At 51.6% G+C, this 21595-nt stretch carries 15 protein-coding genes; 12 read left to right on the top strand and 3 right to left on the bottom strand.

All coding sequences use genetic code 11. The features are described 5' to 3' along the window. Window positions 1-279: 279 nt before the first annotated feature. The 7 genes from thrS (at window position 280) to MKZ24_RS21800 (ending at window position 12311) form a co-directional block, all read left to right on the top strand. Complete coding sequence (gene thrS / locus MKZ24_RS21830; RefSeq protein WP_042236292.1) at window positions 280-2193, top strand: threonine--tRNA ligase; 1914 nt, start codon at window positions 280-282, stop codon at window positions 2191-2193. Window positions 2194-2249: 56 nt separating this feature from the next. Further along, entirely contained in the window at window positions 2250-2846 is a 597-nt protein-coding gene (locus MKZ24_RS21825) for a GNAT family N-acetyltransferase (protein WP_340786372.1), read from the top strand. Window positions 2847-3090: 244 nt separating this feature from the next. Then, window positions 3091-4596 carry a hypothetical protein gene (locus MKZ24_RS21820; protein WP_340786370.1) on the top strand — a complete coding sequence of 502 codons (1506 nt, stop codon included), beginning with the start codon at window positions 3091-3093 and terminating at the stop codon, window positions 4594-4596. Window positions 4597-4607: 11 nt separating this feature from the next. Then, complete coding sequence (locus tag MKZ24_RS21815; protein ID WP_340786367.1) at window positions 4608-5366, top strand: DUF6063 family protein; 759 nt, start codon at window positions 4608-4610, stop codon at window positions 5364-5366. Beyond that, on the top strand, window positions 5353-9846 hold the full coding sequence (locus tag MKZ24_RS21810; protein ID WP_340786365.1) for a hypothetical protein: 4494 nt from the start codon (window positions 5353-5355) through the stop codon (window positions 9844-9846). Before MKZ24_RS21815 ends, MKZ24_RS21810 begins: the two co-directional genes overlap by 14 nt. Window positions 9847-9884: 38 nt before the next feature. Continuing rightward, a complete protein-coding gene (locus MKZ24_RS21805) occupies window positions 9885-10715 on the top strand; it encodes an aldo/keto reductase (RefSeq protein WP_340786362.1) in 831 nt (276 codons plus the stop codon). Between the two features lie 126 nt (window positions 10716-10841). Then, window positions 10842-12311 carry a TPM domain-containing protein gene (locus MKZ24_RS21800; RefSeq protein ID WP_340786360.1) on the top strand — a complete coding sequence of 490 codons (1470 nt, stop codon included), beginning with the start codon at window positions 10842-10844 and terminating at the stop codon, window positions 12309-12311. A 129-nt stretch (window positions 12312-12440) separates the two neighbouring features. Here the strand turns inward: MKZ24_RS21800 and MKZ24_RS21795 are convergent, their stop codons facing one another. Then, the gene (locus MKZ24_RS21795; RefSeq protein ID WP_340786357.1) at window positions 12441-13292 is read right to left on the bottom strand and encodes an aldo/keto reductase; all 852 of its coding nucleotides are present in this window, start codon (window positions 13290-13292) and stop codon (window positions 12441-12443) included. Window positions 13293-13460: 168 nt separating this feature from the next. Here MKZ24_RS21795 and MKZ24_RS21790 point away from each other — a divergent pair, with 168 nt between their 5' ends. Beyond that, window positions 13461-13910 carry a MerR family transcriptional regulator gene (locus MKZ24_RS21790; RefSeq protein WP_340786353.1) on the top strand — a complete coding sequence of 150 codons (450 nt, stop codon included), beginning with the start codon at window positions 13461-13463 and terminating at the stop codon, window positions 13908-13910. A 360-nt stretch (window positions 13911-14270) separates the two neighbouring features. Here MKZ24_RS21790 and MKZ24_RS21785 read toward each other — a convergent pair whose 3' ends face one another. Beyond that, window positions 14271-14639 carry a VOC family protein gene (locus tag MKZ24_RS21785; protein ID WP_042236306.1) on the bottom strand — a complete coding sequence of 123 codons (369 nt, stop codon included), beginning with the start codon at window positions 14637-14639 and terminating at the stop codon, window positions 14271-14273. Between the two features lie 131 nt (window positions 14640-14770). Beyond that, window positions 14771-15721, bottom strand: coding sequence for a helix-turn-helix transcriptional regulator (locus MKZ24_RS21780; RefSeq protein WP_340786350.1), 951 nt, complete (start codon window positions 15719-15721; stop codon window positions 14771-14773). A gap of 252 nt (window positions 15722-15973) precedes the next feature. On the opposite strand from MKZ24_RS21780, the gene MKZ24_RS21775 reads away from it, so the two are divergent. The 4 genes from MKZ24_RS21775 (at window position 15974) to lysS (ending at window position 21517) form a co-directional block, all read left to right on the top strand. Further along, window positions 15974-17095: a phosphodiester glycosidase family protein gene (locus MKZ24_RS21775; protein ID WP_340786348.1), complete on the top strand. Its 1122-nt coding sequence runs from the start codon at window positions 15974-15976 to the stop codon at window positions 17093-17095. Between the two features lie 118 nt (window positions 17096-17213). Further along, complete coding sequence (locus MKZ24_RS21770; RefSeq protein WP_039291538.1) at window positions 17214-18146, top strand: LysR family transcriptional regulator; 933 nt, start codon at window positions 17214-17216, stop codon at window positions 18144-18146. A gap of 15 nt (window positions 18147-18161) precedes the next feature. Beyond that, window positions 18162-19277 (top strand): 5-methyltetrahydropteroyltriglutamate--homocysteine S-methyltransferase, encoded by a 1116-nt coding sequence (locus MKZ24_RS21765; protein WP_340786342.1) that lies wholly within the window; start codon window positions 18162-18164, stop codon window positions 19275-19277. 686 nt (window positions 19278-19963) lie between these two features. Then, window positions 19964-21517 (top strand): lysine--tRNA ligase, encoded by a 1554-nt coding sequence (gene lysS / locus MKZ24_RS21760; protein WP_340790203.1) that lies wholly within the window; start codon window positions 19964-19966, stop codon window positions 21515-21517. Window positions 21518-21595: the final 78 nt, after the last annotated feature.

Raw genomic sequence — 21595 nt, 5'->3', positions numbered from 1 at the left:
TTCTTACAGAGACCAGCCGGATGTTACCCCTTTGCAGCCGTGACACTGAACCCTCCTGCTGTTAGTGAGGCTGTAAATGCCACCGACCCATCCCCGTTAACGGATGCCATGAGGATTGTGCTTATCACGTTTCCGCCGAACAGCCGGGGGTCCGTGAATACATAGTCGAATTAGGGTGGAACCACGAGCGTAGACGCACTCGTCCCTTTCCGGGATGAGATGCGTTTTTTTGCGTTCAAATCACACTAACAGAAACCTGAAGAAATGGAGGCCACAATCATGGAGATTCAAGTGAAACTGCCGGATGGAACAATTAGGAGGTATTCGCGTAACACCACAGTTGCGCAGGTTGCGGAGTCAATCAGTGCAAATCTGAAGAAGAATGCGGTAGCAGGTAAGATCGACGGCAGGCTCGTTGACCTTGATCACCCGGTTGAACAGGATAGCCTCGTTGAAATTATAATGGCGGACAGCAGTGACGGTCTAATGATCCACAGACATAGTACTGCTCATCTGATGGCCCAGGCTGTCAAACGGATCTACGGGGATCAGAATGTTAAATTGGGTATCGGTCCGGTCATAGAGGATGGATTCTATTACGATATTGATATAGCACGTCCGTTGTCCGTGGAGGATTTGAGTGCGATTGAGCGGGAAATGGAGAAGATAATCGGAGAAAATCTGCCGATTCTGCGCCGGGTTGTCAGCAGAAGTGAAGCGATGGAACGGTTCCGGCAGCTGGAGGAGCCCCTTAAGCTTGAACTGCTCCGTGACCTGCCGGAGGATGCAGTGATCAGCTTGTATGAGCAAGGTGAATTCACTGATCTGTGCCGGGGGCCGCATTTGCCGTCTACTGGCCGGATCAAGGCCTACAAGCTGCTTAGCGTAGCGGGAGCCTATTGGCGCGGGGATTCAGATAATCAGGTGCTCCAGCGGATCTACGGAACTTCATTCTTCAAGAAATCCCAGCTGGAGGAGCATCTCCACATGCTGGAGGAAGCGAAGAAGCGTGATCACCGCAAGCTGGGTAAAGAACTTGGGTTGTTCATGTTCTCCGAAGAAGCGCCGGGTATGCCGTTCTATCTGCCGAAAGGGATGCTTATCCGTACAGAGCTGGAGAACTTCTCGCGTGAATTACAGAGGTCCAGCGGCTACGATGAGGTCCGTTCACCGTTGATGATGAATAAACGGCTATGGGAGCAGTCCGGACACTGGGATCATTATAAAGACGAGATGTATTTCACAAAAGTAGATGAAACAGATTTTGCGCTCAAACCGATGAACTGCCCCGGACATATGCTGATCTACAAGAACAGCCTTCGTTCCTACCGTGAGCTGCCGATCCGGATTGCTGAATATGGCCAGGTCCACCGCCATGAATTCTCAGGGGCGCTGAATGGTATGATGCGTGTCCGCACGTTTTGCCAGGATGATGCCCACCTGTTTGTCCTGCCGGAACAGATTGAGGATGAAATTAGCCGGGTGCTGGAGCTCATTGATCAGATGTACAAAGTATTCGGTTTCGAGTACAAGGTGGAGCTGTCCACACGTCCGGATGATTATATGGGGGCTGAAGAACTCTGGGATCAGGCGGAGCTGTCGCTCGAACGCGTGCTGAAGAATAACGGGACCCTGTATCGGGTGAACGAGGGGGATGGCGCTTTTTACGGGCCTAAGATCGATTTCCATGTCCTTGATGCCTTGAAAAGAAGCTGGCAATGCGGTACAATCCAGCTGGATTTCCAAATGCCGGAGAAGTTCGATCTGACTTATATTGGTGAAGATAACGTAAAACACCGTCCGGTAGTCATTCACCGTGCTGTATTCGGCTCCATTGACCGGTTCATGGGCATTCTTACAGAGCACTTCAGCGGAGCTTTTCCTCTATGGCTGTCTCCCGTGCAAGTCAAGCTGCTGCCTGTATCCGGGGTTCATGCTGATTATGCCTTCGAGGTTAAAGAGCAGCTGCAGGCTGCCGGACTGCGGGTTGAGATGGATGTGCGGGATGAGAAGCTGGGCTACAAAATCCGTGAAGCACAGCTGGAGAAAGTGCCTTATATGCTCGTACTTGGAGATCAAGAACAGAACAACGGTACTGTTTCCGTTCGGGGCCGTGCGGAGAGTACACAAATACCGCTCAGCGTGCAGGAATTCATTCAGCTGCTGGCCGGCCAAATCGCTGATCGGAAATAAATTGCTTCATTAATAGGTAGTCGAAGAATAGGTAGTCAAAGTTCAGGAGGGCTGATATGATTTCGAAGAATGCTGAGCAACTGGAGGGCAGCGTGATCAGGCTTGTGCCCCTCATGGAAGAGCATAAGCCGGAGCTGGTTAAGGTGCTGAACGATCCGCTGATCTGGGAATACACCTGGAGAAGAATCAGTACAGAAGAGCAGGTAGGGCAATTGATTGACGCGGCATTGGTGAACAAGGCTAAAGGTACGGATATGCCTTTTGTCATCATTGAGCAGGCTTCCGGCCGAATTGCCGGCACTACGCGGATCATGCATCTGGACCGGACACACCGCAATGCTGAGATCGGCTGCACCTGGATTTCGCCGGATTACTGGAGAACCGCAGTGAACACGGAGTCGAAGTCGCTGCTTCTGCAATACTGCTTCGAGGCGCTCGGATTAATCCGTGTTAACTTCTCTATTGTCAGTAGCAACCTTCGGTCACAGCGGGCGGTTGAACGGATTGGTGTTGTCCGGGAAGGCGTGCTGCGCAAGCACCGCCTCACTTCTGACGGCATGGTTATGGACAATGCGCTGTACAGTATCATTGATGACGAGTGGCCGGCGGTGAAGGCTAATCTTGATTATTTGTTGAATGTGAAGTATAAGTAGCTGCATCCATCCGGGTGCCCAAGCGAAGCTTAGAGGGGTCCCATTGCGGGCCCCTCTATTATTTTTTTGCAAATAGCCATATCTGAGAAACATTGATATAATAGAAAGAACTGAGGATAGAAACATACATTCCCCAATATATCGTTTATCGTGATCCTAGCCCATACTTCACCCTTCGGGGCAGATGTGGGTTTATGTTATGTTGTGAGGTAAATTATGAAGTGATGGCGAGGTTGGCTGGAGCATGAACTGGAATGATTTTGGAGAACGGAATAAACGGCTGAATCCCCTATGGAGTCTGGGGGCAGGCATGAATCTCGGCGAGCTTCAGCCTTATAAGGAAATGATTGCTCTAAGCGTGCTGCTGCAGATCTATTATCTGGAGCTGGAATCGAATGAACAGAGATCCAGGGAGGATCTGGTCCAGCTGACCTGGAGCTCGCTTGAACGCTTCGGCATCGCGAAGCTTGGCAGTCCGGAATCGGTGGAACGGCTGGTGGACGGGCTACTGTGGAGCGGAGGCGGCGGGGATTTCGAGGCGAACTATTATGATGATCAGTCCCGTCAGATGGCGGTGCAGAAATACAAATATTTCTCAGTGGATGAAGATGCCACCCGTACCAGCTGGGAAGAGAACGGGACCACAATCTATCGGCTCTCCGAATATGCGATGGAGCTGATCTTCATGAGCCATGAGATCATTGACGAATTTCAAATCAGCATCAAGCTGCTCGAGATTCAGATGCATATCAAGCATGGACGGGTAACCCGGGCGATGCAGGATGTGAACGAGCTGATCTCCCGGGTGCGGAAGATGACCCAGCAGCAGCAGGAATACCGCAATGCGCTACGCCGTAATCCGAAGCATATCTTCAGCGAATATGGCGCTCAGCGGCACCAGCGGCTGGAGGAGATTCATCAGCAATTTGACGAAGAACGCAAGCATTTCGATAATATTCACCGCTCGCTGGCCCGGCTGGCCAATGATGAGAAGGATGTCATCGACTTCAATGAGCTGCGCCTGCTCTCCGAGCGGGTCGAACTCTCCCGTCGGGTGCATGATGAGCTTGCCGAAGTGGTACTTAGCATTTTTGAAGCGGAAACCAATCTCAGGCTCAACTTCCCCGAGCTGTTCTGGGGTGCCGCCGGCTTCAACTTCCGTACCCACGTCTGGGAGGAATGGGTGAAGCCGGAAGGGTTGCCGGATGGAGACAGCATGGAAACTCTGATCAGCGGGCTATTCTCTCCCAGCCAAGACTTCATTTATCCGCTGGCCTGGGCCTGGGAAGAGCAGGATGTCGGCTTCCTGCCGGACGAATTGCCGGAAGACCCGGATGAAGCCGGGGAGGAGGAAGAACTCCACTATGTCCCCAAAAGCATACCGTGGACCGAGGTATCTGAGCTTTGGCTGCCGGTCTTCGCCGGACTGGCAGAACAGGGAAGCTTTACATTCTCGGCAGAGGCTTTCTCTGAGGATGAACAGCGGCGCTGGGCGGATACCCCCAATGCGGTGGACCTGTGGGTTCAATTTTTCCATACCGAAATGAAGGTGCAGGAGCAGGAAGTGGAAGGTCACGGCGGGGCCGATGAATGTCAGAAGCTGATTGGGCGGCTGATTGCGGACCACCCGGAGCTTGAGACCTTGCGGGGCAAAGTGCTGCAGACCAGGATTGCTAACGGGCAGCAAGGCAGCATCCGCTGGCCCGGTCTGGAGATCAGTCCTTATACCATTACTATAGTAGAGAAGTGAGATGATTCAGCATGAGTTATTCGTTAGAGCAAGTACAACAGGCTTCACGGCTGTTCTTCGACCTGCTTCGCCGCAAGGTGATATCACTTGATGATCCCGCTGCGGCCGAATGCCTGCAGGATACCGTCGCTTATGATGCCTTACAATATGTAGCCAAAGAAGCCGGCTGCCGGATTATGAACTCCGGGCATCGTCTGCACCTGCTCGTGAGTCCAATGGGTTCCGGCTTTGCCAGCAACTTCACACAGCTGCGCAATAAATATTCGCGCATCGAACGCAAGACGCATCTGCATATCATCAACGTAATTATTCTGGTGTTCCTGGCTGAGATGGATCAGGATGAACAGCATTTCAAGCCGGGTCAGGACAGCATGTCCTACATACAGCTCTCGGATCAGGTATCCGTCCTGTTCCAGACATGGATGGACATGGACGAAGACGGCAGCTTCAGCAAGCAGTGGCGGCTGGATATTCAGGCGATGTACAAAGTATGGAGCAGCCTGTATATGCAGACCAAAAGCCAGGAGGAGGGCGATTCGCTGACCCGCGGCGCCGGCTCACGGATCGGCCTGATCCATGAGGGGATGAAGCTGCTGGAGGAAGAGCATCTGGTGTTCATCTCCGAGAACGAGAAGCGGATTTTCCCCCGGGAAGAGCTGTATGAGCGGATGCGTTATCTCTATCATGATGTGGACCGCTATAAGGAGCTGAAGGCCCTGATTGGCCGGACACTCAGCGAGAAGGAGGAGGAAGCCCATGCCGCGCATTGAGCGAATCCGCATCGCCGGACTTAAATATGAGAAGATGCTGAAGAAATATGAGGATATGATCCTCGACCTGTGCAATGAGGAAGGCCCGTCCAACACGCTGATTACGCTGATGAACGGCGGGGGAAAGGGCGTACTGCTGCAGTCGATATTCCAGCTGCTGATGCCCAAGGCTGCCTGGGGTAAAGATAATGAGAACCAGGTAGAAGCCTTCTTCCATAATCACAAAAAACAGCTGAAGCCCTATACGTTCCACGTTGCCATCGAATGGCGGCTGGACGAGCCGGAACGGACGGAATACATAACCACCGGAATCGCAATGACTGCCCAGAACTCCATGGATCAGCTGGAGATCAAAGTAGATTATCTGCTCTATGCGCTGCTCAATTATGATGAGAATGCGGAGCTTACGTTGTCTACTCTGCCGCTCTATGATCACGAGCTGAACACTCCGGCCAGCTTTGAAGCGATTCAGCAATTTGTCCGTGAGCGGCGTAATGAGATCGTTGCGTATGGCAGCCACAGCTCGGACCTTAAGAAATATTATGCTTTTCTGGCAGACCGGGATATCCATATTGATGAATGGCGGAATATGCGGAGAATCAACGGTGAAGAGGGCGGAATTAAAGGCTATTTCCAGAAGAATGACGCCTTTACCAACCACAATCTGTTCGAGAAGCTGATTATTCCGGAAATCGGGTCGAGTCTGAACGGCAGCATGCGCGAGGATGAAGGCTCGCTTCAGCGGATGTTCATAGATTCCGCTACGGTTGCACAGAGGCTGCCGATGCTGGAGCAGAGAGAGCGGGCTTTTGCTGAATTCACTTCACTTGCCGCCCCGCTCTATGAGGCCATCAAGCAGGGGACTGAGGCTGACCGCAGCTTTCAGGAGACCGAATTGTTCGGGCGGCAGCTGTACACGGTGATCTATGATGAGCTGAAGAATGCCGAGGACAAGCGCCGCAAAACTGCGGATGAGCTGGCCGGGCATTATCAGGAAGCGAAGCAGCTGAAATTTGAGACGGATAATCTGAAGTATCTGAAGCTTAAGGAAGAGCGTGACCGCAAACAGGATGATTTCAAAGCGGTCTCGGATAATCAGGCACGGGCTAAGCAGCGGTTGGAGGAATCGAAGATCAAGGAAAAGGCTCTTGAGGTTGCCCATTATCTAGCCAGACGCAGACTGCAGATCCGCCAGATGGAGCAGTGGCAGAAGGAAATTGAAGCCATCGAAGGCTCCCTTGCGATGAAGGAGCGCCAAGAGGTCATTCAAGCGGCCAAGCAGGAGCTTCGCCTGCAGTGGGATGAGGTCTACCGGCTGTGGCAAGCGCGAATTCTGTTCTTCAGCGGCCGCCAGCAGGCTCTGGGTGCAGAAGAGGGCGTTCTGCGCAAAGGCCGGGAGGCATTCCTGCTTGAACTCGGCGGACTGGAGGGCAAGATTCATGAATTAACGGCGCTCATCCGCCAGTATACCGAAGATCTAGGGGTGTTCGCTTCCCGCCACGGGCAGGAGGCTGCCCATTCCCCGGCAGCCGCACTTCAGCGCACGCTGATTGCAGCCAGAAGCATAACCGAGAATATCGTTGCCCTGAACGAGCAGCGCAAATCCGCAGAAGAAGAGAAGCTTGCTCTGCATACCAGACATACACGGCTGACTGAGAAGCTGCTGGGGGCTGCAAGCCAGGCGGAGGAGCTTACGGACCGGATTGAAGCTCAGATGGGCAAGGAATCACAGCTCTGGTCACAGCTTGTAGTTCTGCTGGAAATGTATGAAGAACATCAGCAGCTCGGGACGACAGCATTGTTCGAGGCCAAATCACTTATTCAGGAACGGTTCATCCGCAGACTGGAGGATGCCGAGCAGCAGACGAAGCGGCTCAGACGGGAATACTATAATCAATTGCTGGATGTAGAGCTGCAGCAGGAAGCCTATTGGCTGCCTAATAATGATATCCTGACAGTGAAGGATGCCCTGGATGCCCTGAAGATCAGCTCCATGATCGGCAGTGCATATCTGAACGACCAGTCTTACCTGGTCCGTGAAGAGGAGCTGGAACGTCACCCGCTGCTGCCTTACGGGCTGATTGTAACGAAGCGTGAATCGGCTAAGCTTCAGCCTGAGTTGCTTCAGGAGCTTTTGCTCAAGTCGCCTGTCCCGGTCTTCGTGCGTGAGGAAATGGCGGATGCCACAGGAGCTTCATTCCTGCTGCTCACCCATCAAGGGCCGCAGATGGTGCTGCAGCCGGAGCGTTTCCTGGACTGGAAGCAAGGGATCGCCTCCCGGCTCAAAGAGCGGGAAGAAGAGCTGCAGGATGCGGAAGGGTATCTGGCGAAGCTGAAATCAGCCAGACAGGAGTATGACCGTCTGCTCCAGGGTGAACACACCGTAAGTCTGCGGGCCAGACAGCAGGTATTAGAGACCCGGCAGCAGGAGCTTGGCAAGAGTCTAAATGAATTGAATGCTGAAATGTCCCTTAATGAAGAGAATATATCCGGAATAGCCAGAGATCTGGCTGTCAGTGAGGCGGAGAAAACCGAGCATGAGACCAGGGCAGCGGCGCTGCGTGAGTGGGCGGAGCGGAGCAGGAAGCAGGAGCAGGATTACAAAGACAAACAAAAGTCAGTTGAATTGAAGACAGCCTTAAGCAAAGAGATTGCCGTCAAGGAACAGCAGCTGGCACTTCTGAAGGCGGACATAGACAGCCTCGCCCTGCAGCGGGAGAAGTGGCTGGGAGAAGCTAAGTATTCCTTGTTCCCGCGGCTGCAGAATTGGTTCCCGGAAATTCACTTCCCCAGCGAACATGTCAATGTCGCTAGTAGTGATACAGAGCAAGAAACTGCTGTGCCGGATGAAGCATTACAGGATAAGCTGCTGCAGCTGCTGAGTACCGTGGAAAGTCTGCAGCAGTCCCTCAGCCAGAATGAGCTGGAAATCCGCACACGGGCTGCCCAGATCAAAGCGGCGGGACAACAGCTGGTTGAACTGGAAGCTGCAGTACATCAGGTCGATGACGGATGGCAGTCTGCGCCCGAACCGGATGAATCACCGGAGGTTATTCAGTCGGCCAGAACACGGCAGAAGAGTGACACGGCGATTCTGGACGAGGATTATCAGCATATCCGCGATTCCTACATCCGCTGTATGGCAGAGCTGGACAACCTGCAGAAGGAGCTGGGCAAAGCCGAGAAGGCCATCAAGGAGAAGCACGAGCGTGCAGTAGAGCTCTGGCATGAGCCGCTGGTACAGAAGGAAGAAGAGCTAAGTGCGCGCTTCCGGGAGAATGAGTATTTGCTGAATACAAGCAAGCAGGCGCTTGCCTCAATGGATATTTGGCTGCAGACTCTCTCCAATCAGAGCAAGGTCATGGATACCCATGTGGAGAGCCGCATGCCGCTGCGGGATGTGCCCGAGGACGTGCAGCTGGATGTGCGGGAGAACTGTGAGCAGTTGGTTGCAGACTGGCTGCTGCGCAGCAAGGAGAGCCGCAGTCAGCGTGCGGAAATCTCGCGCAAGGTCAAGGAAGAGAAGACAACGCTCAGCGGCAGACTGGCCAAATCCGGATGGAACGTTGAGCTGGAGACCAAAATTCAGGACCGGCTGAACACAGTTCACTGGGATGATTTCTCGATTGCACTGCAGGTGCTGGACTCGATGCTCCAGAGCTCACGTGATCAGATTGAGAGTATCCGCAGTGACAAGGAAGATATGGAGCTGTCGCGTAAGCTGTGGGTAGGACGTGCCGCGAAGCGGGTCGTGCAGATTACCGACATTCTCAAGCGGATGGAACGCCGGATGATCATTCATAATGAGAACGGGCATGCCTTCCCCCTGGTCCGGCTGAATTACAAGAATATTACCGTTCCGAGAACGACAGATGACATCGAACCGCTGGTCAGTGAGTATTTCAACCGCTGCATCAGCAGCCTGCTAGAGAAGTTCCCGAAGATCGAGCAGGTTCCGGCTTCCGTAGTCAGAGAGCTGATTAATGACGGGCGGATGGTGTATGCCGCGCTGCAGAACCGCTTCCCGGTGCTCCAGGTATATAAACCGGTGACCGAGAATTATTTCCTCTACGCAGCACCGGAAGAGTACCATTACTCGGATTGGGAGGTCATTAACCGCGGGGCGCTGGATGAGGCCGTCGGCAGCGGCGGTCAACGCCAGTCGGTTCAGCTGCTGGTGGCGATGATGATTATGACCCACAAGCGCGTCAACCGGGAGAATAAAGGCTGGACGGTCTTCCTGTACGATAATCCGTTCGGTGAAATGGTCTCCAATAACGTGCTTGATCCGGTATTCGAGATTTCCAAGGCGCTGAAGTTCCAGTGGCTGATCGTTACGCCGCCGGAGCTGGTGAAGAATGACGTCAGCATCCGTTTCGGTGTGTACTGGCAGCTGTATTTTGGCGGGGATAAAGGAGATGCACTGGATTCAACCCTGATTAAGGGCGGACGCAAGCTGGTCCCTGCCTCATTGTTCTAGCAACAATCCAAATCATATAGATGGGTGGTACTCTGATAATGATGAACCTAAAGTCGGCAACGAAGTTAGCTAACGGTGTAGAAATGCCTTGGTTTGGTCTGGGAGTGTTCAAGGTCCAGGAAGGCCAAGAGGTTGTGGATTCTGTCAAAGCAGCAATTAAGGCCGGATACAGAAGCATTGATACAGCAACTGTGTATGGTAATGAAGAGGGAGTCGGTCAGGCGATCCGTGAATCCGGGATTGCCCGCGAAGAGCTGTTCATCACCACCAAGGTATGGAATAACGATCAGGGGTACGATTCTACGCTGGCGGCATTTGACCTGAGTCTCAGCAAACTGGGATTGGATTATGTGGATCTGTATCTGGTGCACTGGCCGATTAGAGCCAAATATAAAGACACCTGGCGCGCACTTGAGAAGCTGTATGCAGACGGAAAAGTCCGTGCGATCGGTGTCTCGAACTTCCAGATAGATCATTTGGAAGATCTTTTAACTGAAGCCAAGGTGAAGCCGATGGTTAACCAGGTGGAACTGCATCCGCTGCTTAGCCAGCTTGAGCTTCGTGAGTTTTGCCGGGCGCAGGACATTCAGATTGAAGCATGGGCTCCGCTGGCCCAAGGCCATCTGCTGGACAATGAGGTGATTGCTGACATTGCGGCACGCCATAACAAAACGCTGCCTCAGGTCATCCTGCGCTGGGATCTGCAGAACGGTATTGTGACGATTCCAAAGTCGGTCAAAGAAGAGCGGATTATCGCGAATGCCGATATCTTTGATTTCGAACTGTCAGAGGATGAAATCAGCCGTATTAATGCGCTGAACAACAACCAGCGCTTTGGATCGCATCCGGACAGATTTAATAACGAGTAACCTCCGGGCAGTCTCTTTTGAATATGTACTAGATTCGGACATAAGTATAAGGGGAATGGAACTATATCCCATTGTGAGCTTAACCGATATAGTATAGTAGAGATATAAGTAGCCGGAGGGGTATTAATGTATGAGAAAACTTTAAAAACTGCGCTTATCACTATTCTGATGATCCTGCTTCTGCTGCCGCTGGCGCCAAGCCGGACGGAGGCAGCTGTTCCCGCCCATTCGGAGTCCTTTTATGTGAATGACTTCGCGGGCGTAATCGATCAGAAGACAGAGAATTATATGGTCAATTACGGCGTGAAGCTGCATCAGCAGACTGGTGCTCAAGTTGTGCTGGTGACGGTGAATACTACGAACGGAACATCGATGGAAGAGTATGCGACCTCGCTGTTCAATGCATGGGGAGTCGGTTCGGCAGATAAGAATAACGGAGTTCTGCTGCTGCTCTCCACCCAGGATGATGATTACTGGGCGGTTCCGGGCAAAGGTCTGGAGGATACGCTGAACGACAAGGTGTTATCCCGGATTCTATCGGAGTCACTGGAGCCGGATTTCGCGGCGAAGAACTATAGCGCTGGTGCGCGCAAAACCTATGGTTCATTAATTCAGGAGCTTGGCGGAATCTATTCGGAGACTGTCGGCACCAAAAACTATGTATCGGATAATGCCGGGGTCTTCAAACAAGTTACGAAGGATTATCTGAACCAGTCCAGCAACCGTTATGCGGCAACGACCGGAAGCGGGATCTATGTAGTGACAATCAAGAATTCCGGTGATAAAAGCCTGCAGGATTATACGTATGCGAAGTTCGCCGGCGTAGCCGCAGGGCCTAAAGATGTAATGCTGGTGCTGGATATCGGCGGAGATAATTATCATGTCCTTCAGGGTAAGGCAATCGATGGAATTTTGACCAATGAACGCATTGGCGGAATACTGGACACGGTACTTGAACCGGAATTTGCTACAAAGGATTACGCAGGCGGGGCAACCGGGACGGCGAATGCTTTCTACAGCTTCTTCCTGGCCAGAGCAGATGCCAGCCTGGAGGCTGCGGCGGCGGGCTCCAAATCTACCGCTGCAGCAGGAACCCAATCACCCGTAAAATCGCATATTAACGACAAACCGAAACCCGTCAGCGCATCTACAGGATTAAAGATTATGGGAGTGTATCTGATAATCATTGCTATATTCAGTCTTGCTGCTTCCGGCCGCAACCGTTTAATTGCCCGTTTTGGATCACGGCTTAATCCGTTCAATCAGCAGAATATTAACCGTCTAGTTACCAGGTTCGGCTCAGGTTCTACTATGCGGCAGCGGCGGCACCGCCGGCATGAGCGGCATCGTAACGAAGCCTTGAATCACAGCAGTTCGCAGAGCAGCTTCTGGGGTAGCAATGAGGGAGGTGGCGGTTCATCAAGCGGTGGCGGAGTAGGACGCCATTCCTCTTACCAGGATGAAAATGAGGGGGATGGCAGTTCTACCAATGGGGGTGGAGCGGGGCGTTATTCTTCCAATGATGACGATGATGATAATAATGCCGGCGGAGGCGGCAGTGCAAGCAGCGGAGGCGGTGTAGGCAGACACCGGTGATAGGCTGGAGCTGTAGACTATGCAAATAAAGTATTGTAAAAAAGGACAGTGGCCGTGTGACCGCCCTGTCCCTTTTTCATTGATAAAGATAAAGATAAAGATGTGACGAGCTTACGGTTTGATCAAGGTTTACAGATCAACCCTCAAGGTGCCCAGCATCTTGACGAACTTCGGATCGTGGTAGGATAAGAAAAGACTGTCCCGCGTATCGAGGGAGGTAATTTGTCCGATATCATCCGCGCTCAACTCAAAATCGAAAATATTGAAGTTCTCCGCGATCCGCTCTTTTCTCACTGATTTTGGAATCACAACGATTCCACGCTGAACAAGCCAGCGCAGCACGACCTGGGCGACGGACTTGTTGTGTTGTTCTGCAATCGAGGCCAGGACTTCGTTGCCGAACATGTTGCCCAGTCCTTCAGCAAACGGCGCCCACGACTGGTGCTGCACGCCCTGATCTTTCATAAAAGCAGCGCTCTCGGCCTGCTGGTAGAACGGGTGCGTTTCGATCTGATTGACAGCGGGTACGATTTCGTTATGCACAATGAGGTCCATCAGACGGTCGGGCAGGAAGTTGCTGACACCGATCGCCCTGATCTTGTTATCGCGGTACAATTCTTCCATAGCACGCCAAGCGCCGTAGTAATCCCCGAACGGCTGGTGAATAAGGTATAGATCGAGATAGTCGAGCTGCAGCTTATTCAAGGATTTGGCGAACGCCAGCTTGGCACTCTCATAGCCGGCATCCTGAACCCAAAGCTTGGTCGTGATGAATAGTTCCTCACGCTTCACGCCGCTACGCTTAATTGCGCGTCCAACCGCTTCCTCGTTGAGGTAACCGGCCGCTGTGTCAATGAGGCGGTATCCAGCTATTAGTGCTTCATATACGGCGTTCTCGCATTCTCCAGCATCCGGGATTTGGTAGACACCAAAACCGATGATCGGCATTTTCACACCATTGTTTAAGGTTACGTTTAGCATTATAATTCCTCCCAGTATTCAGATGTACAACAGCAAACGGTGCGTATCCCCAAGTAGGATACTGAAGCGGGGATTCCACTTCCATCCGAGTTGCATTACAATAAGCCTATCGCCTTCGTGTAACACGAAGTCAAGCGGTCTTATCATTTTTTTCAAGGAGGATCACACATGCATACGGTCAAAGAAGCCGCCCTGATTACAGGACTCACTGAGCACGCTGTACGCTATTACACGGATAAAGGGCTGGTGCCCAGCGTACAGCGAAACCAGAATAATATCCGGCTGTTCGATGAAGAATCGATCAACTGGCTGCATGGCGTCAGATGTCTCAAGCAATCCGGGATGCCGATTGAAGTTATCAAAATATACATTGATCTCTGTCTCGAAGGTGATTCGACCCTTCCGCAACGCAGTGAACTCATGATGAAGCATAAAGAAGCAGCGCTCATTAAGCTTGAAGAAGCCAAACGGCATATAGCCCATCTGGAACAAAAAACTGCCCTATATCAGGACATTCTGGAGCATGGTATACCAGATACGACCAATCCCCGCAACTGGGCCGAAATTCAGCATATGCATGCTGACGTGTTGTACTCCCCCGCTGTCCGGAAGGCGTGAGATGCTCCGAACGAACAGATTTGCACAATATTGTTGTCTTTGAAGAAAATTCGAAATCGGAGGAGAAGCAAACATGAGAAAACTCGATTTGTCCGGTCATCTTGGGCAGTGGGAAATCAGCATTCCACGATGACGGTGAGAAAATCAGGCTCAAGCTGCTATCCAGCCGAACGCTCAAGTCGGGCATTATCGCGGCCCGCTATGAGTTGGAGAAATAGCCTTGCCGTACAAGGTGTTCCACTTAGCCTGACAATTCGCCGACATGAAAAAACTCCCCATACTGTAGACAGGTTGTATGATCTCACCTGTCTACCATATGGGGAGCCTATCCCTAGTTATTAAGCTGAATACTTTTGCGTATTAGCCTTTACTATGAAGAGTAACCTGATAACCGTCCGGGTCGGCAAATGTAAAGGTTCGTCCGAAGGGGCCGTCTATGGGTGCGGATGTAATCTTTACGCCTGCTGCAATAAGCTTGTCGTGGATTTCTTGCGTATCAGGGGCATGAAGCCATAGAGCGACACCAAGTCCAGGTTGAGTGCCTGTACCGAGTTCTATTCCAGGCATTAGATCACGAAGGGCAAATGCAATGGGCTTGGTATCAAAGACCACAGCATGAGGTGGGCCCGCCTGGGAGCGGACCAGTCCGAGATAGTTCTGATAGAATTCCGCAGAGCCTTCAAGATTGCTTACTTGTAGTGAAATGAAGTCGGGTCCAATTGCTGACATAATAATGTCCTCCTGTTTATGTTATTAGAATAATCATCTGACTCGCCATCGCCTCAAAATCAGCATTTGCAAATCTTCAATGCACTATTCGTATATCTTGATTATACAAGCCCCCTACTGCCAACAGCATGTCAGTAGCGTTCTTTCATTTTTTCGATTTCTTCTCTTATCCGGTTTTTGAAGGATTCAGGTTCAGTGACTACTACATCTGCCCCCCATCCAAGCATCCAGCTCAGCAATTCTTCCGGCTCGTGGACACGAAAAGTGACATGGTAACCGTCCTCTTTAGATTCGGCAGTCTCCATATAATAGTTATTGGCTTCTTCAACTCTATCTGTGACGTTTGGATTAAAAATTGCGCAGACCCGTACGCTACGGGTATCCTTCGGCCGGTAGGACTCAAGGTTGAAGTTATCGGGAGTCTGAAACGTATCCTCAGTCATGGTAAGGTCACTGATCCGGGAGACCCGGAAATGGCGAATATCCTCCCTTAGGTCACAGAAAGCAAGTAACAGCCAGCCATTCTGCTCATCATGTGCTAATCCGTATGGCGATACAATTCGCACATTTACCCGGTTCCCATCAGCTTCAGCCACCCGCTTGTGATAGGTTAAACGAAGTTTCTTGCCCTCCAGCATGGCTTCACGAATGATTCCCAAGTTTACTTTCTCCCGGGCCATTATGACCTTTTCATCCCTTTGAAGCAACCGGATGCTCCCTTGGATTCGGGTTGTCTCTTCACGCATGGGCCGGGAAAGAATGGCTTCTATTTTTCTGCGGGAAGAACGGGCACTATTGCGATAAGTCGGATCAAAACGTTTCTCTATGAATTCAGCTCCAAGAAGAAGTGATACTGCCTCTTCTGTGGTAAAACTGATGGGTGGAAGAAAATAGCCTTCCATTAAGGAGTATCCTAATCCAGTCTCACCGATGATGGGAACTCCCGCTTCACTCAGAGCCTGCATATCACGATAGATCGTTCTTACGCTAACCCCTAAGACCGCTGCTAATTCATCAGCTGTCTGCAATTTACTTCGCTGTAGTTCCATCACAATCGATAAAAGACGCTCTGTTTTATTCAATTGAAGCTGCACTCCCTTGCTTAGAATTCAACCCTTGATCATATCTTTCGTGGTTTCAAAATAACGTATGATAGTTTCTACATTTCTATTTGCTGTATTCTGATTGATTCCTATCCTTGAGCAGAAAATAACAGATAATGGACAGGAAATTGACCAAACTGAAACTTTTAAACTTCTATATTGCTCTATTATGAGATATGTGAGTGTATAGAAGTATACAACAAAAGGCTTGTTTAGGGAGGATATCTAGAAGTGAATTCTTCATCATTACCGCAACGTTCCACTGTCCGCAAGAAGAAAAAACCGGCCCGTAAGCGCAAGAAAAGGGGCTTTTTCCGTACAGTCTTCAGAGTATTTATGTTCTGCCTCATCCTGCTGATTATAGCCGGAGGCTGGCTCTACCTTGCACCGTCTGCCCAGAACACCCGATATCTGATCGCCGATACACTGATTACGACCCAACACCGGTATATGGCCAAATATATAATTGGCGAAGATGAGCTTAAGAACCGCGTCAGCGAATATACAGAGCGGTTTCAGGAGATGGGCAATGAGGTAGACACCCATGTGATTGAACCGGAGCCCGTGGTCCCGGAGGATAAACCGCTGGTCGAAATTGAAAAGGTTACTGGCAGCGGGTATGCCGGTTATGTGATGATTGTGAATGATCCGAAGAAGGTCCGTCTGGGTGTACCCGATAAGGTTGGTTCAGGGGAAAAGGTATCCAGTATGGTGGCGCGGACAGGGGCAATCGCCGGGGTGAACGGCGGGGGCTTCGCCGATCCGAACTGGAAGGGCAATGGCTTCAAGCCGATCGGGCTGGTCGTCTCACAAGGGAAGCTGTACTATAACGGACTTGGCGGCAAGAAGTCTACACAGATTGTGGGTCTTGATAAAGAAGGCAAAATGATCGCCGGAAACTACACGTTAGATGAGCTGAGCAAGATGGGAGTACAGGAGGCGGTGACTTTTCAGCCGCGGATTATTGTGAACGGCAAAGGCCAGATCAAGAATGCCGCTGAAGGCTGGGGGATCGCCCCAAGAACGGCTATGGGCCAACGGGCGGACGGTGCGCTGATCTTCGTGGTCATCGACGGGCGGCAGCCGGGCTACAGCATCGGGGCGAATCTGTATGATGTGCAGCAGATTATGTTGAAGCAGGGTGCGGTAATCGCAGCCAATCTGGACGGGGGTTCATCCACTGTACTGGTGAAGGACAACGAGATTCTTAACAAGCCTTCTTCACAATACGGGGAGCGTTATCTGCCTACGGCATTCCTGGTGTTTGAAGATCCCGGACAGGCGGATATCAGGAACATCTGGGAAGGACTTGATCCGTCCAAAATCGATGCGGGCAAGAAGCGGACCCAATAACTTCAGCTTTTCACGCTGCATAATCCCTAGTAGATTGGGTGCGGTAAGGTGTGATAGGATAACTATTAAATTCTTATTTGTAGTATAGGTGAATTCCTTGATCAGAGGGGGAACAGGTTTGACATTGCAGCAGCTCCGCTACGCAATTGAGATTGCGAACAGCGGCTCTATGAACGAAGCGGCCAAAAGGCTATTTGTGTCACAGCCCAGCCTCTCGAATGCTATCAAGGAGCTGGAGAGCGAGCTTGGCATTACAATCTTCGAACGCAACAACCGGGGGATCAGCATCTCGGCGGAAGGCATGGAGTTTCTGGGCTATGCCCGGCAGATTATTGAACAAACGGAGTTTATGGAGAACCGCTATACCGGCAAGAAACGCAGTCCGATCTACTTTTCGGTATCCACGCAGCACTATGCTTTTGTTACGGACGCATTTGTGAAGCTGATGAAGGAGAGTAAGATAGCGGAATACAATTTCAGCCTGCGGGAGACGCAGACCTATGAGATTATTGAGGATGTGCGTACCCTGCGCAGCGATATTGGTATTCTGTATATCAATGAGAGTAACTATAAGGTAATGAACAAGCTGTTCAGCGACGGTAACCTGAAGTTTACACCGCTATTCAATACGAATCCGCATGTGTATGTGCGGGCAGGACATGTGCTGGCCGGCAAAGAGAGAATCACTATTGATGATATTCTTGCGTTTCCTTATATTACTTTTGAGCAGGGGGATAACAACTCACTGCACTTCTCGGAGGAAATGCTTAGCTTCACGCAGATTGAGAAGAATATTAAAGTTACCGACCGCGCCACACTGACTCATCTGCTGCTCGGAAGTGATTCGTATACGGTAGGCACAGGGATAATGGCCTCTGAGCTGAATGATGCGGGACTGGTCACTATTCCTTTTGACAGCAAAGAGGTGTTCTCTGTCGGCTGGATTGCCCACAAGGACCGTAAACCGAGCGAGATTATGTCGGGGTATATTAACATTCTGAATGATCTGGTGTCGGATAATTATTTCGAGCTTGAGTCATTCTTACTTTAACAGCAGGAGGGACGTATGAGTAGTCCAGTTATCGGATCGACAAGAAATGCACCGCCCTTTCGCTATGACATTGTCGGAAGCTTCCTGCGGCCAGAGGCGCTCAAAGCAGCGCGCAGCCTGTATGCCCAAGGTATCATGACTGCCGGGGAACTGCGTGAGGTTGAGAACATAGAGATTGCCAAGCTGCTGCAGCAGCAGAAGACCCTGGGGCTACATGCCGTAACCGATGGCGAGTTCCGCCGCTCCTGGTGGCATCTTGATTTCTTCTTCGGGGTCCAGGGGACGCAGAAGATCACGCTCGGGCCGGCCGGCAGCTCCAAGGAACCGGTGAACCGGGCAGAGAGCTTCAAGATTACCGGGAAAATCGCATTCGGCGACCATCCTATGGTGGCAGACTTCAGCAGTCTGCAGCAGATGGCCGGAGTCACGCTTGCCAAAATGACCATTCCTTCACCGGCGCTGTTTCATTTCGTGCAGGATTATAACGGAAACGAGGTCTACTCGGATTCCGCAACGCTGTATGGAGATATCATCCAGGTGTACCGGGATGCGATACAGGCCTTCTACGATGCTGGCTGCCGGTATCTGCAGCTCGATGATACCACGTGGGGCACACTTTGCAGCGGCAAACACCGGGCGCATCTGCGCAGCAGAGGCGTCGATCCCGACCAGCTGGCGAAGGACTATGTCCGGCTGATTAATGAGAGCATCGCTGCCCGCCCTGCGGATATGACGATTGCGCTGCATGTGTGCAGAGGTAATCTCCGCTCGACCTGGTTTGCTGCCGGGGGCTACGGGCCGGTTGCCGAAGAGCTGTTCGCTGGCGCCGAAGTGGATGCGTTCTTCCTGGAGTATGACAATGAACGTTCCGGTGATTTCGAACCGCTGCGCTTTATTCGTAACCAATTTGTAGTGCTGGGGCTGGTGACCACGAAGCATGGCGGCCTGGAGAGCAAAGAGCAGCTCAAAGCCCGGATCGCAGAAGCGTCACAATACGTGGATATTAATCAGCTCTGTCTCAGCACCCAATGCGGCTTCGCCTCCTCTGAGGAAGGGAATATCCTGACGGAAGAAGAGCAGTGGGACAAGCTGCGGCTGGTGATTGAGACGGCGGATGAGGTTTGGGAGTAGAAGGTATATGCTGCATAGAGGGCGGGTTTGCCCGAAGGGGTGACCTGCTCTCTTTTTGAGGGGATATATAAGATATATACTTCTCCAGGACCTGATGGGATGGAGGGTTGACCACCACCTTGGGCCAAGCACCGCGCGCCGGGATGAGGACCCGGAGTTAGTTGGATTTAATCCACTTGCTTATCGTGCGAGGCGGTACCCTCACAGCTTCCACGCTGTCATCTCCAAAGGGTGGACCGTTCCCGGTTAATGCTTTGTTATTGACAGATCCCTCCCTCCCGAAGTACACTTGCAAATAATTACTTACATACACACAAGCGATGAAGAGAAGAGTAGGCAGGCGGCAGCGTTCACAGAGAGCTCCAGAGTGGTGAAAGGGGGCAGCGAAGCGTCTGATCTGAAAAAAGTCTCTGAGCTGCATACGGAATTGGGCACAGCCCCAAGGATGCTATGCCGGGATCTCCCGTTACAGAGATAGGGTATAAGCGTAAAGGCCGTACCCGAAGAGGCGGAAGATTAGCAATAGGTCCGCGAACAGAGGTGGTACCACGAAGCTTATTCAAGCTCTCGTCCTCAAGATAACAATCTTGAGGGCGGGAGCTTTTTTGTGTTCCCGGGCGGCCGGGCGTCGTGCCAAATTTAACAGGCTCCACATGAGCTCCATACTAACAGTAGAGGTGATTGTCATGCATTGGGCAGAGAGAATAGCAAGCCAGTTAATCGTGAACCATCCGGAGCGGCAGACTTTTGTATGTGCATCGGGGATCAGTCCGTCCGGATCGGTCCATATCGGAAATTTCCGCGAGATTGTGACCACTTCGTTTGTAGCCAAAGCGCTGCGGCGGGCGGGGAAGGAGGTACGGTTCATTTTCTCGTGGGATGACTTTGACCGGTTCCGGAAGGTGCCGAAGCTTGTGGACCCTTCGTTCGGACAATATATAGGGCTGCCGTATTCGCAGGTTCCCTGTCCCTATGGCTGCCATACTTCGTACGCGGCACATTTCGAGGCGGAGTTTGAGCAGGCGCTGCAGGCGTTTGAGATCGAGCCTGAATTCATCTACCAGAGCCGGGAATACCAGTCACACCGCTATAATCCGGCAATCCTGCATGCCCTGCGCCACCGGGAAGAGATCTACGATATTCTGATGTCGTTCAAAACAGGGGAGAGCTCTGCGGAAGACCGGGCAGCTTTTTATCCGGTAAGTGTATACTGCAGACGATGCGGAAAAGATGCGACAACGATTCACAGCTTCGACGACAGCGCAGAGACCGTGGTGTATAGCTGTAAGTGCGGTCATGCCGATACCATTCGTGTTCCTGAGGCTGACAACCTGAAGCTGCACTGGAAAATCGACTGGCCGATGCGCTGGAACATGGAGCAGGTGGTGTTTGAGCCTGGAGGGCGTGATCATTCGTCTGAAACCGGCAGCTATAATGTGGCCGCAGTAATCTCGGAGCGGATCTTCGGCAACCCTCCGCCTATGTATGAGCCCTATGAATTTATCAGCATTAAAGGCAGTTACTCCAAAATGTCCAGCTCTTCCGGGCATAATTACACACCCGATGATCTGCTGAACATATATGCCCCGGAGAATATCCTGTTCCTGTTCGCCAAATACCAGCCGAATGCTGCTTTTCATATTGGACTGGATGAGGATGTGCTGCGCAATTATGCGGAGTTCGAGCGGTATACTGCTGGAGTTCATACCGGAGCATTAACTGGTGATCTTGCGGATGCGCTGGAGTTATCGCTGCTAAGCGGCTCTACCGGAACGTCCCCGAGCTTCAATCAGGTGTCCAGTCTGCTGCCATTAATCAACTTCGACCGGGAACTGCTCCGGGATATTCTCACCAAGAATGGGGAGAAGGCAGATGAGTATCAGCTGCTGCTGACGGCGGACCGGGCGGAGCACTGGATCAGAAACTGGATGCCGCACAAGCTGATTACGGTCAATTCTTCGCCGAACTTAGCCTATTATCATTCACTGGACGCGGCAGAACTGAAATGGCTGCGCACCCTCTGCGGCCTGCTAAGAAACTGTGAGCTGGACGAAACGCAGAGAATGACTCAAATCTACGCGATCTGTCATCATGAAGACAAAAAAACAATGCGGACTCAGCAAAAAAGGCTGTTCACCATCATCTATCAGCTGGTTCTGAGTGCGGATGAAGGCCCGCGTCTGCCAATGCTTATTCAGGCTGCGGGGACGGACCGGATGCTGGCTTTACTGGATTTATGAATGAGCGCCGGACGGCCCTTTACGGGATATATCGAACAGAGGTATAATATACAGGACTGTTTTTAATCAAATGTTGGA

The organism is Paenibacillus sp. FSL R7-0297, from assembly GCF_038009025.1.
In the GTDB taxonomy this organism is placed as follows: domain Bacteria; phylum Bacillota; class Bacilli; order Paenibacillales; family Paenibacillaceae; genus Paenibacillus_AQ.
This window is presented reverse-complemented; position numbering and strand designations above follow the sequence as displayed.